13 protein-coding genes are annotated in these 16,784 nt (G+C 64.5%); 8 read left to right on the forward strand and 5 right to left on the reverse strand.

The window, feature by feature from the left end; all coding sequences use genetic code 11:
* Window positions 1-18 precede the first annotated feature (18 nt).
* Together ABIC09_RS07440 and ABIC09_RS07445 are read right to left on the reverse strand one after the other, a co-directional pair.
* The gene (locus tag ABIC09_RS07440; protein WP_187435267.1) at window positions 19-267 is read right to left on the reverse strand and encodes a hypothetical protein; all 249 of its coding nucleotides are present in this window, start codon (window positions 265-267) and stop codon (window positions 19-21) included.
* 151 nt (window positions 268-418) lie between these two features.
* The gene (locus ABIC09_RS07445) at window positions 419-886 is read right to left on the reverse strand and encodes a hypothetical protein (protein ID WP_354108863.1); all 468 of its coding nucleotides are present in this window, start codon (window positions 884-886) and stop codon (window positions 419-421) included.
* A gap of 426 nt (window positions 887-1,312) precedes the next feature.
* On the opposite strand from ABIC09_RS07445, the gene ABIC09_RS07450 reads away from it, so the two are divergent.
* The 6 genes from ABIC09_RS07450 (at window position 1,313) to ABIC09_RS07475 (ending at window position 9,518) form a co-directional block, all read left to right on the forward strand.
* Complete coding sequence (locus tag ABIC09_RS07450; protein WP_038965694.1) at window positions 1,313-1,402, forward strand: K(+)-transporting ATPase subunit F; 90 nt, start codon at window positions 1,313-1,315, stop codon at window positions 1,400-1,402.
* Between the two features lie 112 nt (window positions 1,403-1,514).
* Window positions 1,515-3,218: a potassium-transporting ATPase subunit KdpA gene (gene kdpA / locus ABIC09_RS07455; RefSeq protein WP_354108864.1), complete on the forward strand. Its 1,704-nt coding sequence runs from the start codon at window positions 1,515-1,517 to the stop codon at window positions 3,216-3,218.
* A gap of 18 nt (window positions 3,219-3,236) precedes the next feature.
* Complete coding sequence (gene kdpB / locus ABIC09_RS07460) at window positions 3,237-5,351, forward strand: potassium-transporting ATPase subunit KdpB (protein WP_354108865.1); 2,115 nt, start codon at window positions 3,237-3,239, stop codon at window positions 5,349-5,351.
* A 111-nt stretch (window positions 5,352-5,462) separates the two neighbouring features.
* Window positions 5,463-6,068, forward strand: coding sequence for a K(+)-transporting ATPase subunit C (locus ABIC09_RS07465; RefSeq protein WP_354108866.1), 606 nt, complete (start codon window positions 5,463-5,465; stop codon window positions 6,066-6,068).
* Between the two features lie 40 nt (window positions 6,069-6,108).
* The gene (locus ABIC09_RS07470; RefSeq protein WP_354108867.1) at window positions 6,109-8,832 is read left to right on the forward strand and encodes a DUF4118 domain-containing protein; all 2,724 of its coding nucleotides are present in this window, start codon (window positions 6,109-6,111) and stop codon (window positions 8,830-8,832) included.
* Window positions 8,829-9,518, forward strand: a complete 690-nt coding sequence (locus ABIC09_RS07475; RefSeq protein WP_354035259.1) for a response regulator — start codon at window positions 8,829-8,831, stop codon at window positions 9,516-9,518. The genes ABIC09_RS07470 and ABIC09_RS07475 overlap by 4 nt, the downstream gene beginning before the upstream one ends.
* A gap of 46 nt (window positions 9,519-9,564) precedes the next feature.
* On the opposite strand, the gene ku is transcribed toward ABIC09_RS07475, so the two are convergent.
* Window positions 9,565-10,449, reverse strand: coding sequence for a non-homologous end joining protein Ku (gene ku, locus ABIC09_RS07480; protein WP_354108868.1), 885 nt, complete (start codon window positions 10,447-10,449; stop codon window positions 9,565-9,567).
* 119 nt (window positions 10,450-10,568) lie between these two features.
* Here ku and ligD point away from each other — a divergent pair, with 119 nt between their 5' ends.
* Window positions 10,569-13,238, forward strand: coding sequence for a DNA ligase D (gene ligD / locus ABIC09_RS07485; protein WP_354108869.1), 2,670 nt, complete (start codon window positions 10,569-10,571; stop codon window positions 13,236-13,238).
* A gap of 95 nt (window positions 13,239-13,333) precedes the next feature.
* Here the strand turns inward: ligD and ABIC09_RS07490 are convergent, their stop codons facing one another.
* On the reverse strand, window positions 13,334-13,498 hold the full coding sequence (locus ABIC09_RS07490; RefSeq protein ID WP_084292022.1) for a DUF3309 family protein: 165 nt from the start codon (window positions 13,496-13,498) through the stop codon (window positions 13,334-13,336).
* A gap of 181 nt (window positions 13,499-13,679) precedes the next feature.
* On the opposite strand from ABIC09_RS07490, the gene ABIC09_RS07495 reads away from it, so the two are divergent.
* Window positions 13,680-13,997 carry a polyhydroxyalkanoic acid system family protein gene (locus tag ABIC09_RS07495; protein ID WP_354108870.1) on the forward strand — a complete coding sequence of 106 codons (318 nt, stop codon included), beginning with the start codon at window positions 13,680-13,682 and terminating at the stop codon, window positions 13,995-13,997.
* 3 nt (window positions 13,998-14,000) lie between these two features.
* Here ABIC09_RS07495 and treY read toward each other — a convergent pair whose 3' ends face one another.
* Complete coding sequence (gene treY, locus ABIC09_RS07500; protein WP_354108871.1) at window positions 14,001-16,784, reverse strand: malto-oligosyltrehalose synthase; 2,784 nt, start codon at window positions 16,782-16,784, stop codon at window positions 14,001-14,003.

Genomic DNA, 16,784 nt, shown 5'->3' on the forward strand with positions numbered 1-16,784 from the left:
TCGCCGAAAGGCGCCGGCTCAAGCGGCGTGCTGCGAGAGGTCGGGGTGTTTACCCATGTCGAGCTCGATCTCGCGTAGCAGCTCGACGATGGTCTCGGGATGCTGTCCGTTCTCGAACAGCGCGTATTTGATGGCCTGGGCGCGGCTGACGAACAAGCCGCCATAGAGGCCGTTCTGCTGTTGCGCGATCCATTGGCCCCGATGGTTTTGGCCGATGAAGACGATGCTGGAGGGCGAGCTGCACGAAGGAGGTTCGACGAGTTTCACGGATAGTATCCTTCCAATTGACGCGAGGGGCGGGATCTCCTCCCGCGAACCGCCGGATCAATATCTTTTCGATTGGATAGGATTTCGAGAGAGGGCGCGCGGCGATCTCATAGGAGCGCCATAAGGCCTCGCATCAAGGCTTGGCGTTCGTTCAGCTGAAATTCTCGCACGCGGCCGGCTCATAGAGCGGATCCGGGGCGGGCCGCACGTTGGGGACGCTCGGTCGCGGCGCTTCCACGGCCAATGCCTGGACTTCGACGAACGCCGACAGCAGCGCGAGCGCGAGGTCGCCGTGGCATCCCTCGACAGCCGCGTCGAGCCAATCCGGCAGCTCGCGCTCGCGCGAGAGCGCGCAATGCCATTCACCTTCGTCATAGGCGATCCGGCGGACGTGCCACAGCGGCAGTTCGAGTTCCATCAACGCCAGCGCGGCGTCGGCCCAGGCCTCCGCGTCGATCAGGCGCATGAGGCGAGCGGTGCGCTCGGTCTGTCCGAGCGAGTGAAAGCGGCGGCAGGCCTTGTCGATGATCTCGAGCATCAACGGCCGCGTCATGCCTTGCGCATTGCGCAAGTGGTCGCTGAGGGCCGGGGGATCGTAGTGCCGATAAGCGACGGTCATGTCAGGCCTCCTGGAATTGGCGTCGGTCAGTCGGCCGGCGTCTTCAGGATGGCGAGAAGGACATTGGAAAACGAGATGGGAAGGGGATGGGAGATATAAAGATTTCATAAATGCGGGCGATGCGATGCGCCGTCAACCGTCCCACCCTTTATGAGATTCCTATAACTTCGCCATAGCCCACGTCTCGAAAACCTATGCCCGCGGTGGCACTTCAGCACGGTCAAAAGTCCCGCTTGGGCCGTGGAAATGCGTCGCGCTTTTCTCCACCGGCTCCGCCGGGTCCCCGAGAAAGTGTTGCTCCCGATAGAGGGATGCAGCGAGGAACAATCCCATGATGGACATTCTGATGCTGGCGCTGGGCTTCGGCTTCTTTGCCCTTGCGATCGGCTACACCTACGCCTGCGAACGGCTGTGACGGAGCGAACCATGATCTTCGATTATGCGCTCGCCGGTGCCGTCTCGTTCGGCCTCCTGTTCTACCTCACCTACGCGCTGCTGCGGCCGGAACGGTTCTGACCCTTGCTGCTGCTTGTCGAATTGCTGCTGGCGGACGTTGCGCTCGTCGGCTGCCTGCTTGTGGTGCTCCTGCCGCTGCTGCGGCGGACACCAAGCCTGAAGGGTTGATGCCATGACTGTGATCGGTTGGCTCCAGATCATTCTTTTCTGCCTTATCATCGTCGCGCTCACAAAGCCGCTCGGCTGGTACATGACGCGCGTGTTCAACGGCGAGCGGACGTTCCTCTCGCCCGTGCTGCGTCCGATCGAGGCCGGCATCTACTGGATCTCCGGCGTCGACGAGAAGCGCGAGCAGCATTGGCTGACCTACACAGTCGCGATGCTGCTGTTCCATGTCGGCGGTTTCCTCATCATCTATGGCGTGATGCGCTTGCAGGCGGTGCTGCCCTTCAATCCGGCCGGGCAGGGCGCGGTCGCTGAAGACCTCTCCTTCAACACCGCGATCTCCTTCATCACCAACACCAACTGGCAGAACTACGGCGGCGAGAGCACGCTCTCTTACCTCGTGCAGATGGTCGGCCTGACGCACCAGAATTTTCTGTCGGCGGCCACCGGCATTGCGCTCGCGGTCGCCCTGATCCGCGGCTTCTCGCGCGCTTCGGTGCGCACCGTCGGCAATTTCTGGGTCGATGTCACCCGCACCACGCTTTATGTGCTGCTGCCGATCTGTGCCGTCTACACGCTGTTCCTGATCTCGCAGGGCATGCCGCAGACGCTCGGCGACTATGTCGAGGCCACCACGCTGGAAGGCGCCAAGCAGACCATCGCGGTCGGCCCGGTCGCATCGCAGGTCGCGATCAAGATGCTGGGCACCAATGGCGGTGGCTTCTTCAATGCCAACGCCGCGCACCCCTTCGAGAACCCGACCGCGCTGTCGAACTTCGTGCAGATGCTGTCGATCTTCGCGCTGGGCGCTGCGCTGACCAACGTGTTCGGCCGGATGGTCGGCAACCAGCGCCAGGGCTGGGCGATCCTGGCGGTGATGGGCGTGCTGTTCGTCGCGGGCGTCGCCGTCACCTATTGGGCGGAAGCCGATGGCACCTCGACGCTGCAGGCGCTTGGCCTCACCGGCGGCAACATGGAGGGCAAGGAAGTCCGCTTCGGCATCGTCGCGTCCTCGCTGTTCGCAGTGATCACCACGGCCGCTTCCTGCGGCGCGGTCAACGCCATGCACGACAGCTTCACCGCGCTCGGCGGCATGATCCCGCTGATCAACATGCAGCTCGGCGAGATCATCGTCGGCGGCGTCGGCGCCGGCCTCTACGGCATGCTGCTGTTTGTCGTGCTGGCGATCTTCGTCGCGGGCTTGATGGTCGGCCGCACGCCGGAATATGTCGGCAAGAAGATCGAAGCGCGCGAGGTCAAGATGGCGATGCTCGCCATCCTGGTGCTGCCGCTGATGTATCTCGGCTGGACCGCGGTCGGCGTGGTCTATCCGCCCGCCGTCGCCTCGATGGCCAATGCCGGCCCGCACGGCTTCACCGAGGTGCTCTACGCCTTCACCTCGGCGACCGGCAACAACGGCTCGGCCTTCGCGGGCCTCACCGGCAACACCTTGTTCTACAACCTCACGCTCGCCAGCGCGATGTTCGTCGGCCGCTTCTTCATGATCATTCCGGCGATGGCGATCGCGGGTTCACTGGCAGCGAAAAAATCCATTCCGCCGTCGGCGGGCACGTTCCCGACCACCGGCGGACTGTTCGTCGGTCTCGTCGTCGGCGTGATCCTGATCATCGGCGGCCTCACGTTCTTCCCGGCGCTTGCACTCGGTCCCATCGTCGAGCATCTCGCGATGAACGCCGGTAACGTCTTCTGATTGTTTGGAGTGACCTCCGTGGACACCATGAAACTGCAAAAACGCGCCTCCGTCTCGGCAATGCTCGATCCCAGGATCGTCGTGCCCGCGATCCGCGCATCCTTCGGCAAGCTCGACCCGCGGCTGATGATCAAGAACCCCGTGATGTTTGTGGTCGAGATCGTGGCCGCGCTCACCACGGTGATTTTTCTGCGCGACCTCGTCACAGGTGGCGCCAATCTCGGCTTCACCTTCCAGATCATCCTCTGGCTCTGGTTCACGGTGCTGTTCGCGAATTTTGCTGAAGCCGTCGCCGAAGGCCGCGGCAAGGCGCAGGCCGATTCGCTGCGCAAGACCCGCACCGAAAGCCAGGCCAAGCTCATGACCGGCGCGGGCCGGGATTTCAAGCTCGTGCCGGGCACGGGCCTGAAGGTCGGCGACATCGTGCTGGTCGAGGCGGGCGACACCATTCCCTCCGACGGCGAGGTGATCGAGGGCGTCGCATCCGTCAACGAAGCTGCCATCACCGGCGAATCCGCGCCCGTGATCCGCGAGTCCGGCGGTGACCGCTCGGCGGTGACCGGCGGCACCCAAGTGCTGTCCGACTGGATCCGCGTCCGCATCACGGCGGCGCAAGGCTCGACCTTCATCGACCGCATGATCAAGCTGGTCGAGGGCGCCGAGCGGGCAAAAACGCCGAACGAGATCGCGCTCAACATCCTGCTCGCCGGCCTCACCATCATCTTCGTGTTCGCCACCGTCACCATTCCGAGCTACGCGGCCTATGCCGGTGGCTCGATCTCGGTCGTCGTTCTGGTCGCGCTGTTCGTGACGCTGATCCCGACCACGATCGGTGCGCTGCTCTCGGCGATCGGTATCGCCGGCATGGACCGCCTGGTCCGTTTCAACGTGCTGGCGATGTCCGGCCGCGCGGTCGAGGCCGCCGGCGACGTCGATACGCTGCTGCTCGACAAGACCGGCACCATCACGCTCGGCAACCGCCAGGCGACCGCGTTTCGTCCCGTGCGCGGCGCCAGCGAGCAGGAACTGGCGGATGCTGCCCAGCTCGCCTCGCTCGCCGACGAAACGCCGGAAGGCCGATCCATCGTCGTGCTGGCCAAGGAGAAGTATGGCATCCGCGGCCGCGAGATGGCGGAGCTTGGTGCCACCTTCATCCCGTTCACGGCGCAGACCCGCATGAGCGGCGTCGATGCCGGCGGCTCGTCGGTGCGGAAGGGGGCGGTCGATGCCATGCTGAACTATGTCGGCGGCGGCGCGCAGCTGGCTGTCGCCTCCGGCAACACGGCGCGCGCCATTCAGCCCGCCGGGCTCTCGGATATCGGTCGCGAGATCCAGACTATCTCGGACGAAATCTCGAAAGCCGGTGGTACGCCGCTGGCCGTGGCCAAGGACGGCAGGCTGCTCGGCGTTATCCAGCTCAAGGACATCGTCAAGGGCGGTATCCGGGAGCGCTTTGCCGAGCTGCGCCGCATGGGAATCCGGACCGTCATGATCACCGGCGACAACCCGATGACGGCGGCCGCGATCGCGGCGGAAGCCGGCGTCGACGACTTCCTGGCGCAGGCTACGCCCGAGGACAAGCTCAAGCTGATCCGCGACGAGCAGGCCAAGGGCAAGCTGGTGGCCATGTGCGGCGACGGCACCAACGATGCGCCGGCGCTGGCGCAGGCCGACGTCGGTGTCGCCATGAATACCGGCACGCAGGCCGCGCGCGAGGCCGGCAACATGGTCGACCTCGACTCCAATCCGACCAAGCTGATCGAGGTGGTCGAAATCGGCAAGCAGCTGTTGATGACGCGCGGTGCGCTGACGACCTTCTCGATCGCCAACGACGTCGCAAAATATTTTGCGATCATCCCGGCGATGTTCTTGGCCTTCTACCCGCAGCTCAACGTGCTCAACGTCATGAACCTCTCGAGCCCGCAGAGCGCCATCCTGTCGGCGATCATCTTCAACGCGCTTGTCATCATCGGGTTGATCCCGCTGGCGCTGAAGGGTGTCGCCTATCGCGCGGTCGGTGCCGGCGCGCTGCTTCGCCGCAACCTGCTGATCTACGGTCTCGGCGGCATCGTGATTCCCTTCATCGGCATCAAGGCGATCGACCTCGTCGTTGTCGCTTTGCACCTGGCATAACCCCCGTCATTGCGAGGAGCGAAGCGACGAAGCAATCCAGACTGCTTCCAAGGAAAGATTCTTGATTGCCTCCGCTTCGTTCGCAATGACGAATAAAATTAGGAGATACATATGCTCAGAGAAATCCGCCCCGCCATCACCCTCCTGCTGGTGCTGACCGCCATCACGGGCCTGGCCTATCCGCTCGCCATGACCGGCATTGCCGGCGCGGTCTTTCCGTCACAGGCGCAAGGCAGCCTGATCGAGCAGGACGGCAAGGTGGTCGGCTCCGCCCTGATCGGTCAGGAGTTCAAGGACGAGAAATATTTCCACGGTCGTCCCTCGGCGACGCTGGCGCCGGACCCGACTGATTCGACCAAGACCGTCTCGGCGCTCTACAACGCCGCCAACTCGGGCGGCTCCAACCTTGGCCCGACCAGCAAGGCGCTGGCCGACCGGCTGAAAGAGGACGTGGACAGGTTGAAAGCCGAGAACCCGAATGCCGCCGTGCCGGTCGATCTGGTCACGACCTCGGCCAGCGGGCTCGACCCGGACATCTCGCCGGAAGCGGCGCAATTCCAGGTGCCGCGCGTGGCCAAGGTGCGGAATATGCCGGAGGAACAGCTTAGGCAGATCGTTGCTTCAAACACCCGGGGCCGTCTGCTCGGCCTGCTCGGCGAACCGCACGTTAACGTATTGGCCCTGAACCTCGCGCTCGATCGCGCCGCCGCGAAGTAGCGGTCTAGGCTCGCCGCGCTCCGGTGACTATATTGGCCTGATGGTACGAGAGCGCCGCGATCCCGAACAACGTCCGTCTCCCGAGGCGCTGCTGGAAGCTGCGCGCCGGGAGGAGGGCGCGACCGGCAAGCTGAAGATCTTCGTCGGGGCCGCTCCCGGCGTCGGCAAGACCTACGAGATGCTGCAGAGCGCCCACGCCAGGCGCAAGGCCGGTATCGATGTCGTGGTCGGATTCGTCGAGACCCATGACCGCGTCGAGACCGAGGCGTTGGTGAGCGAACTTGAAGTGGTCCCGCGCAAGCTGCTCGATTACCGCGGCCAGATCGTCGAGGAGATGGACCTCGATGCCGTGATCGCACGGCGCCCGAAGATCGCATTGGTCGACGAACTAGCCCACACCAACGCGCCCCTTTGCCGCCATCCCAAGCGCTATCTCGACGTCGAGGAGCTGCTTTCCCACGGCATCGACGTCTACACCGCTGTCAACATCCAGCACATCGAGAGCCTGAACGATGTCGTCGCCCAGATCACCCATGTGCGGGTGCGCGAGACCGTTCCGGATTCGATCTTCGACCGTGCCGATGCGATCGAGCTGATCGACCTCACGCCCGACGATTTGATCCAGCGCCTGCGTGAGGGCAAGGTCTATGTCCCCAAGCAGGCCGAGCGGGCGCTGGAGCATTATTTCTCGCCGGGCAATCTGACCGCGCTGCGAGAGCTCGCGTTGCGGCGTACGGCGGAGCGGGTCGACGAGCAGCTGCTCACTCACATGCAGGCGAACGCCATCGCCGGCCCATGGGCCGCTGGCGAGCGCATCCTCGTCTGCGTCAGTGAGGACCCGCGCGCGGCGGGGCTCGTGCGCTACACCAAGCGGCTGGCTGACCGGCTGCACGCGCCGTTCACCGCGATCTCGATCGAGACGCGGCGGTCGCTCCAGCTCTCTGATGAGGAGCGCGACCGGCTCGCCGATACGCTGCGGCTCGCGGAGGCGCTCGGCGGCGAGGCGCTGACCATTCCCGCCATCGGCCGCCGTATCGCCGACGACGTCATCAACTTCGCCCAGGGCAATAACGTCACCCAGATCGTGATCGGAAAGTCGACGCGCTCGCGCTGGTTCGAGATGGCGCGCGGCTCGGTCGTGCATGATCTGGTGCGCCGCGCCGGCAATATCAGTGTTCACGTCATCCCCGGCAATGAGCTGCCGGACGAGGCGGCGCCCAAGGCGGCGGTGCAGACCGCGGCGCGGTCCGAGCCGTTCAATCCGCGGCCCTATCTGAAGGCGCTCGGCATCGTGCTGGTCGGCCTCGGCGCCGCGGTGCTGCTGCAGCCGCGCTTCGGCATCGAGAACGTGGACCTCGTGTTGCTCACCGCCGTGGTGGCGGTCGCGGTGCGCTATGGCTTGTGGCCGTCGCTGCTCGCGAGCCTCGCAGCGTCGCTCGCCTACAATTTCTTCTTCCTGCCGCCGGTCTACACCTTTACCATCACGGATCCGACCAACGTCGCGGCGTTCTTCTTCTTCATGCTGATCGCGATCCTGGTCTCGAACGTCGCCGCGCGCGTGCGCACGCAGGCCGACACCGCGATCGGCCGCATCAGGACCACCGAGCAGCTCTACGCCTTCAGCCGCAAGCTCGCCGGCACCGCCACGCTCGACGACGTGCTGTGGGCGTCTGCCTATCAGATCGCGCTGATGCTGAAAGTGCGCGTCGTGCTGCTGCTGCCGGAGGAGGGTCTCTTAACGGTGAAATCCGGCTATCCGCCGGAGGACCAGCTCGACCAGGCCGATCTCGCCGCCGCCAACTGGGCCTGGAGCAACGACCGTCCCGCCGGCCGCGGTTCGGATACGTTGCCGGGCGCCAAGCGCCTGTTCCTGCCGATGCGCACCGGGCGCGGCCCGATCGGCGTCATCGGCATCGACAACGACCGCACCGGACCGCTGCTGACACCGGACCAGCGACGGCTGCTGGACGCGCTGGTGGATCAGGGCGCGCTCGCGATCGAGCGCGTGCTGCTGGTCGAGGACATGGACCGGGTCAAGCGTACTGTTGAGTCCGAGCGGCTGCGCTCGGCGCTGTTGACGTCGATCTCGCACGATCTGAAGACGCCACTCGCCTCTGTGCTGGGCGCAGCGTCGACCATGCGCGATCTCGCCGGCGCGCTGTCCGACACCGAGAAGCGCGATCTGCTCGCCACCGTGATCGACGAGTCCGAACGGCTCAATCGCTTCATCGCCAATCTGCTCGACATGACCAAGCTCGAGTCCGGCGCCATCGTGCCTAACACGGCGCTGCACGATCTCGGCGAGATCGTCGGCAGCGCGCTGCGGCGGGCTTCAAAGATCCTGACCGCGCACAAGGTCGAGCTGGTTCTGGCCGCCGATCTGCCGATGCTTGAGCTCGACGCCGTGCTGTTCGAGCAGGTGCTGTTCAACCTGCTCGACAATGCCGCGAAATACTCGCCGCCAGAGACAACGATTGCGATCAAGAGCCGGCGCGAGCGCGATCAGGTGGCGCTGGAGATCGCCGACGAGGGCGCCGGCATCCCGTCCGACGAGCTCGAAAGCGTGTTCGACAAGTTCTATCGTGCGCAGAAGGGCGACCATGTCCGTCCCGGAACCGGGCTCGGGCTTGCCATCTCGCGCGGCTTTGTCGAGGCGATGCGCGGCACGGTCACGGCCGCCAACCGCAGTGACCGGAGCGGCGCGGTCCTCACCATCCGTCTGCCCGTTCCGGCACAGACCCACGCATTGGATACCGCCGCATGAGCGCCGCCCAGATCAAGGTTCTAGTGATCGACGACGAGCCGCCGATCCGCAAATTGCTGCGGATGGGGCTTTCGACCCAGGGCTACGAGATCCTCGAGGCGTCGAACGGCAAGATCGCGCTGGAGAAGCTCACCGAAGAGCCCGCGCTGATCATCCTCGATCTCGGCCTGCCCGACATCCAGGGCCACGAGCTGCTGCGCACCATCCGCGCGCGCAATGAAGCCGTGCCGATCGTGGTGCTGTCGAGCCGCGGCGACGAGGCCGGCAAGGTGCAGGCGCTCGATCTCGGTGCCGATGATTATCTGACGAAGCCGTTCGGCATGGACGAGCTTTTGGCGCGCCTGCGTGCAGCCTTGCGCCACCAGCTTCAGGTGCAGGGCGAGCGCCCGATCTTCCGCTCCGGTGATCTCTCCGTCGATCTGGTTCGCCGCATCGTTAGGCTTGGCGAGCGCGACGTCAAACTCTCGCCGAAGGAATACGACCTTCTCCGCGTGCTGGTGCAGCACGCCGGCAAGGTGCTGACCCATCGCTTTCTGCTGAAAGAGCTCTGGGACGAGCTAACCGATGCGCAATATCTGCGCGTCTATGTCCGCCAGCTTCGCCAGAAGATCGAGGCGGATCCGGAGCGGCCGCAATATGTGCTGACCGAGACGGGGATCGGGTACCGGCTGAAGGCAGGGGATTAGGCTCCATCACCTCCCCACCACGAGGGGAAGATTGCGCGGCGGCGATCTAGCCCGCCTTCCTGTGCCGCGCCGTCGTCCGCTGCGTTTTCCGCGTGGCCCTCTGTCGCCCCGTGGCGCGGCGCGCATGCGACCTCGCCGCCGCCTTCTTCCCGCCGCGCCCCTTCAGGCTCTGCTTCAGCGCATCCATCAGGCTGACGACGTTGCTCGGCCGTTCCTCGGGCTCGGGCATCGCGATCTTCTTGCCGGTGGCCTTGCGCTTGACCAGCGCTTTCAGCGCGGTCTCGTACTCGTCCTTGAACTTGCTCGGGTCGAAATGTGCCGCCTTTGTGTGGAGGATGTGCCCGGCGAGCTCGACCATGTCCTTGGAGATCTTCGGGCTCCTGATGTCGTCGAAGAACTGGTCCTCGTCGCGCAGCTCGTAAGGGAAGCGCAGCGTGGTGCCGAGCAGGCCCTTGCCGAGCGGCTCGATCGCGATGATGTGCTCGCGGTTGGTGAGCACGATCTTGGCGAGTGCCACGCGGTCCTGGTCCTTCATGGCGTCGCGGATCACGGCAAAGGCATCCACCGCAGCCTTGCCTTCGGGCGCGATGTAATAGGGATGGTTGAGATAGCGCTGGTCGATCTCCTCGCTCGGCACGAAGCTTTCGATGTCGATGGTGTGATTGCTCTCGATCTGGACCGCCTCGAGCTCCTCAGGCTCGATCTCGACAGATTTGCCCTTGCGCAGCTCGTAGCCGCGGCCCTTCTGGTCGCTCTCGACGACATCGCCGGTCTCGGAATCAACCATCTGCTGCTTGAGCCGGTTGCCGGTCTCGCGGTTGATCATGTGAAACCGCGTCTTCTCGGCCGCCGTAGTCGCGGGGTAGAGCGCGACCGGGCAGCTGACCAGCGACAGTTTCAACGTTCCCTTCCAATAGGCACGGGGCGCCATTTCCATTCTCCAGCGTTCTCAATGCGTTTTGGAACCCCAACCGCCCCATAGGGTTTTGGTTCCGGGTGGGACTTTGGCCGTGATAGGCTTCAACGCAATTAGAGAATGCGGGACCGGTCGTGCTGCGAAAACTCTCCACCTACCGACAGAAACGCGATTTCGAGAAGACGCCCGAGCCGTCAGGTGAATCGGCGGTCACGCCCTCGAAGCAGCGACGTTTCGTGATCCAGAAGCATGACGCGACCCGGTTGCATTACGACTTCCGCCTCGAATTCGACGGCGTCTTCAAGTCCTGGGCGGTGACCAAGGGCCCTTCGCTCGATCCGCACGACAAGCGGCTGGCTGTCGAGGTCGAGGACCATCCGCTCGACTATGGCGATTTCGAGGGGACCATTCCCGAAGGCCAGTATGGCGGCGGCACGGTGATGCTGTGGGACCGCGGCACCTGGGAATCCGATGATCCCGAAGCCGGCTTCAAAAAGGGCGACCTCAAGTTCACCCTCCGTGGCGAGAAGCTGCATGGCAGCTGGGTGCTGGTGCGGATGCGGCACGACCGCAGCGGCGGCAAGCGAACCAACTGGCTGCTGATCAAGCACCGCGACGAATATGCCAGCGAGGATGAGGATATTCTGAGCGAGGACAAGTCCGTCGCGTCCGGCCGCGCTATGGAGCAGATCGCCGGCGGCAAGGGCCGCGCCCCAAAGCCGTTCATGCTGGCAAAGGAGGCCAAAGGCAAGGCCGATGCGGTCTGGCAGTCCAACCGCGCCGAGGAGACCAGGGGGCGGACCGTCAAGCCAGCGCCGCGCGCGGCCTTGAAGAGGGTCAAAACCTCGAAAAAGAAGGCGACGACCGCGACCGCGGCCAAGAAGGTCTCGGAGATGCCAGACTTCGTGGCGCCGCAGCTCTGCACTCCGGTCGAGCGGCCGCCGGCGGCCGATGGTTGGTGCCACGAGATCAAGTTCGACGGCTACCGCGTGCAGCTTCGCGTCGAGGACGGCGAAGCGACGCTGAAGACGCGCAAGGGCCTCGACTGGACCGATAAGTTCGCTTCGATTGCGAAGGAGGCCAGTGCACTGCCGGACGCGCTGATCGACGGCGAGATCGTCGCGCTCGACCACAACGGTGCGCCGAATTTTTCATCGCTCCAGGCCGCACTGTCCGACGGGAGGACGGAGGACCTGATCTTCTTCGCATTCGACCTCCTGTTTGCCGAGGGCCTCGATTACCGCCGTCTGCCACTCGGGGAGCGCAAGGATCGCCTCAAGGCACTCCTCGAAGCACGCAAGAAGAAATCCAGCCAGATCCGCTATGTCGAGCATTTCGAAAGCGGCGGAGACGCGGTGCTGCAATCGGCCTGCAAGCTCGAGCTCGAAGGCGTGGTCTCGAAGAAGCTCGATGCGCCTTACCGGTCGGGTCGTACCGAGAGCTGGACCAAGGCCAAATGCCGCGCCGGGCATGAGGTCGTGATCGGCGGCTGGAAGACGACGGCCGGGAAATTCCGATCGCTCATGGCGGGCGTGCATCGCGGCGATCACCTCGCCTTTGTTGGCATAGTCGGCACCGGCTTTGGCGCCGACAAGGTCAAGCGCATCATGCCGTTTCTGAAAGAGGCGGCGTCGAGCGAAAACCCGTTCGGCGGCAAGAACGCGCCCAAGAAGACCCGAGACGTGCATTGGCTGAAGCCGGAGCTGGTGGCCGAGATCGAATTCGCCGGCTTCACCGCCGACGGCAATATCCGTCAGGCCGCGTTCAAGGGCCTGCGGCAGGACAAGCCGGCCGAGGAGGTCGAGGCGGAAACACCTGCGGATACCGAACTCGCGAAGCCTTCCGCCAGGAAGCGCGCTGTGCCGAAGACGGGCAAGCAATCGAAGGGCGCTGCCACCGCCGAGGTGATGGGCGTCTTCATCTCGAAGCCGGAGAAGGAGCTATGGCCGGACGGCGGCGACGCCGAGGGCGTCACAAAGCTCGATCTCGCGCGCTATTTCGAGGCCGTCGGCGGCTGGATGATCGAACATCTCAAGGGGCGCCCCTGCTCGATCCTGCGTGCGCCGGACGGAATCGGCGGTGAAAAATTCTTCCAGCGGCATGCGATGCAGGGCACCTCGAACCTCCTCGAGCTCGCAAAAGTCTCGGGTGATCGCAAGCCCTATTTGCAGATCGACCGCGTCGAGGGGCTTGCCGCGGTCGCGCAGATTGGCGGCGTCGAGCTGCACCCCTGGAATTGCGCGCCTGACGCTTATGACACGCCGGGCCGGTTGGTGTTCGATCTCGATCCTGCGCCGGACGTCAAATTTGCCGATGTCGTCGAAGCGGCAAAGGCGATGCGGCAGCGGCTGGCCGATGTCGGCATGGAGAGCTTTTGCAAGACCACCGGCGGCAAGGGCCTCCACGTGGTGGTGCCGCTGCTTCACGGCGCGCGCGACAAGGTGAGCTGGAAGGAAGCCAAGGCGTTCGCACAAGGCATCTGCCAGTGGATGGCCGATGACGATCCCGAGCGCTATCTGCTCAACATGTCGAAGAAGCTGCGCAACGGGAAGATTTTCCTGGACTATCTGCGCAACGATCGCATGTCCACCGCGGTGGGGCCACTGTCACCGCGTGCCCGCGATGGCGCGACCGTGTCGATGCCGGTCACCTGGGCGCAGGTGAAGGGCGATCTCGATCCGAAGAAATTCACGGTGAGAACCGTGCCCGCCTTGTTGACGCGTTCGAAAGCCTGGAGCGGCTACGACGAAGCGGCTACGTCAATCAAGGCGGCGGTGAAGAAGCTGGCGGGGAAAATGAAGTAGGGTGGCAAAGCGAAGCGTGCCAACCATCCTTTTTGTCTTGCAACGAAGAGGTGGGCACGGCGCGTTGCGCCTTTGCCCACCCTACGAGATATCGACTAGATCCGCCCCAACAGCAGGAGGATCAGCAGAATGATGATGACGAGCCCGAGGCCGCCGCCGCCGTAATAGCCAGTGCCGTAGAACGGCCCGCCGCCGATGCCGCTGAAGCCGCCGAGCAGCGCGATGACCAAAATGATCAGAATGATGGTACCGATGGACATGCCAGTCTCCTCCAGCCCTTTGTTGAAAGGGTCGTTGCAACCTGTCCCGTTGTTCGGAGCCAACTTGCCGCAGGTTTTAAAGTTCCGGATTTGAAACGGGTCGACAGCTCCCAACTTGCATGGAACCTTTGACCGTCCGACCGGCATGACTATGTGAGGATCAGCCAGCACAGGCATAGCCATGTCAACACCGCTTGTCGTTTCCATTCCGCATCGCCTCGGCCGCGAGGAAGCGGTGCATCGGCTCAAGACCGGGCTCGGCCGCGCGGCGGCGAGCATTCCCGTGATGCAGGTCGAGGAGGAGCGCTGGAGCGGCGACACCCTGGCCTTTCGCATTCGCGCGCTCGGGCAGATCGCGACGGGCCAAGTCGATGTCGCCGACGATCACGTCAAGGTCGAGGTGGTGCTGCCGTGGCTGCTGCAGCGCTTCGCCGAGATGGCGCAGGCGACTATCCGCAAGCGTGGACAATTGCTGCTGACCAAGGACGAGGGAAAATAGGCGTCAGGCGCGGACGCGCTGTCTCGGAGGCCTGATGGCGCTTGCCGCGCGGGTTTCGATGACCGCAGCCGGAAAATCGCGAAAGGCCTGCGCGAGTTGCAGTTCGTTGCCCGCAAGGCTCGGCGCGGTAAAGCCGCTGACGTCGACGGTTGCGTCAAACCCCTCGAGTGTGGGCCATTCCCGCCCCGCTTTCGTGAAGAGCGCGAACTGGCGTGCGACCACGACGACCGCGGCAGCGCGGCCGCGGCGACGGGCAAAGGCGATGACATGGTCCGCGTGTGCGCCACGGACATCGAGCGGCTGATAGTCGCCCTGCGCGAAGACGTCGGCGAGTTCATTGCGCAGCTTGAGGAGATGCCGCGTCCAGGCGAGCTTGAGCTGTCCGTCCAGCCAGCTCTTGATCAGTCCACTCCAGTCCGGCGCTTCCAACGAACCCAGTGCCGCCTGCCGCGCGGCAAAATCCACCGGGCGGCGGTTGTCGGGATCGACCAGCGACAGGTCCCAGTATTCGGTGCCCTGGTAGAAATCGGGCACGCCCGGCAGCGTCGCCTTCAGCGTGAGTTGGCTCAGCGAATTCAGCGCACCGAGCAGCGCGACGCGGCGGGCGAGGGTCTGCATCGCCTCCAGGAATTCGCCTGACAGCGTGGGATCGAGGATTTTCTCGATGAAGCTCTTTACGCCGCTCTCATACGCCTCATGCGGATTGAGCCAGCTCGTCTCTTCCTTGCCCTCGCGTGCGGCCTTCAACGCATAGGCCTGGATGCGCTCGACGAAACTGGCATCCCTTTCCTCGAGCGGCCAGGCGCCGAGCAGGGTCTGGTAAAGCATATATTCGAACGTCGCCGATGGCGCGCGCAGATTGCCGTGGAGCGCGAGGTGCGGTGCGTTCAGCACCTTCCAGCGCGAAACCGCGCTGGTCCATTCGCCCGGAATTTCGCTGAGCGCCGCGATCCGCGCACGCGCATCCTCGCCGCGCTTGGTATCGTGGGTCGCGGTCGCCGTCATCCCTTGCGGCCATTCCCTGGCGCGGGCCCGCATGGCCTCGTGGAAGGTGGAAATGCTGAGGCCTTTGCTTGCGGGATCGCCGCCGACCTCGTTCAGCGCCAGCAGCCGGTGGAATTGATAGAAAGCCGTGTCCTCCAGCGACTTCGCCATCATCGGCCCGGTGAACTGCTGCACCTTCAGCGCAAAACGGCGCACGCGCGGGGCGCTGTGCGGCGGGCGGCCGGGCTTGAGCAGGTCCATGGTGAGCGCATCGCGCAGGAAGTCGAAAATGCCTTCGTCCGCGGCGAACCATTCGGCGCGGGCGCGCGCGATGGTGTCGTCGATCAGTTTTCGGTCGAGCGCCGTCGGGCCGCTATGCGTCAGGTAAGTGCGATAGACCGGGAAGTGCAGCACATACAATTCCAGCGCCTGCCGCAAGCTGTCGGCGGAAAAGTCGCGGGTCGAGTAGTGACCATTGGCGATGCGCGCGAGCAGCCGGGCCAGCACGGTAAATTCGCTGGTCAGCAGTGTCTCCAGCACGCGCCGCTTGGCGTCCTTGACATACGGCGCGAGTCGCGGCGGCCGGTTGCTGATCTGCCGCCAGGTCTCGTCCAGCGCCTCCAGCCCCTTGGCGTCGACCAGCACCTGAGTGATGGCGTTCATCCACTCATAGCCGGTGGTGCCCTGGACGCCGGCGAAATGCGGCAGTCGCTCGTGTTCGCACAGGATCTTTTCGATCACCGTGTAGAACGGCTTTGTGTTGCCTTGCGCGTCGCGCACCAGCCGGCGCAGCCGCTGGCAATATTGCGCGGGATCGCGCAGGCCATCGATATGGTCGAGGCGGATGCCCTGTAGCTTGTCGTCGGCAACGAGCTGCTTCACCAGCCGGTGCGTGGCCGCGAAGGTGCTCGCGTCCTCGACGCGCAGGCCGGCGAGCCCGTTGACGTCGAAGAAGCGACGATAATTGATGTCGCTCGACGCAAGGCGCCAATGGCCGAGCTTGTAGTTCTGCCGCTCCAGCAGATGATGCAGCGCCAGCGTTTGCGCCGGGCGATCTTTTCCCGAGCGATAGGCGGCGAGGCCGTGCGCGATGATGTCGGCGGCGCCGGCGATCTCTTTCAGTTCCGTCTTGAAGCCGGGAGCTTCCTTGCGGTTCGGCCGGCGCAGGCCGGTGTAGCGTGCGGCGAGCGAGAGCAGGCGTTTGCCGGCCTCGGTCTCGGCAGCGTCCGCCTCCTTCACGATCATCCGCAGCAGCTCGCCATAGCGCTCCGGCGCGATCGGCAGGCGATGCTCGAAATACCAGGCGGAAAAGCTGCCTTCCTCGGGATCATAGCGCAGCGCGATGTCGCTGCGCTCGAGCGCCTCACCATAGGAGGAGCCAAGGATCGGCAGCAGCACGCCGCCACGGGCCCGGTGGGGCAGCAAATCCCAGTCGATATCGAAGGCGGCCGCATGCGGCGAGGTTTGCCCCCATTCCAGCACGTCCAGCCACCAGGGATTGTCGGCAAAATGCACGCCGACATGGTTCGGCACGAAGTCGATGATGAGACCGAGATCGTGCTGCGCGAGCGCGTCGCTGAGGCGCGCAAAGCCAGCCTCGCCGCCGAGCTCTGGATTGAACTGGCTGTGATCGACGGTGTCGTAGCCGTGGGTCGAGCCCTTGCGCGCCTTCATGACCGGCGAGGCGTAGAGATGCGTGATCCCAAGCGCCTTCAGGTAAGGCACCACCGCCGCGGCCTTGTCGAAGTCGAAATCCGCGGTGAGCTGGAGCCGGTAAGTCGCGAGAGGAATCGCGGAGGGCAT

This window comes from Bradyrhizobium sp. S3.12.5, from assembly GCF_040548225.1.
Lineage (GTDB): Bacteria > Pseudomonadota > Alphaproteobacteria > Rhizobiales > Xanthobacteraceae > Bradyrhizobium > Bradyrhizobium cytisi.

Coding starts and splice junctions, on each gene's coding strand:
- ABIC09_RS07445 (WP_354108863.1), bottom strand. CDS start 886: ATGACCGTCGCTTATCGGCACTACGATCCCCCGGCCCTCAGCGACCAC.
- ABIC09_RS07450 (WP_038965694.1), top strand. CDS start 1,313: ATGATCTTCGATTATGCGCTCGCCGGTGCCGTCTCGTTCGGCCTCCTG.
- kdpA (WP_354108864.1), top strand. CDS start 1,515: ATGACTGTGATCGGTTGGCTCCAGATCATTCTTTTCTGCCTTATCATC.
- ABIC09_RS07465 (WP_354108866.1), top strand. CDS start 5,463: ATGCTCAGAGAAATCCGCCCCGCCATCACCCTCCTGCTGGTGCTGACC.
- ABIC09_RS07470 (WP_354108867.1), top strand. CDS start 6,109: ATGGTACGAGAGCGCCGCGATCCCGAACAACGTCCGTCTCCCGAGGCG.
- ABIC09_RS07475 (WP_354035259.1), top strand. CDS start 8,829: ATGAGCGCCGCCCAGATCAAGGTTCTAGTGATCGACGACGAGCCGCCG.
- ku (WP_354108868.1), bottom strand. CDS start 10,449: ATGGCGCCCCGTGCCTATTGGAAGGGAACGTTGAAACTGTCGCTGGTC.
- ABIC09_RS07490 (WP_084292022.1), bottom strand. CDS start 13,498: ATGTCCATCGGTACCATCATTCTGATCATTTTGGTCATCGCGCTGCTC.
- ABIC09_RS07495 (WP_354108870.1), top strand. CDS start 13,680: ATGTCAACACCGCTTGTCGTTTCCATTCCGCATCGCCTCGGCCGCGAG.
- treY (WP_354108871.1), bottom strand. CDS start 16,784: ATGCCCTCCGCGATTCCTCTCGCGACTTACCGGCTCCAGCTCACCGCG.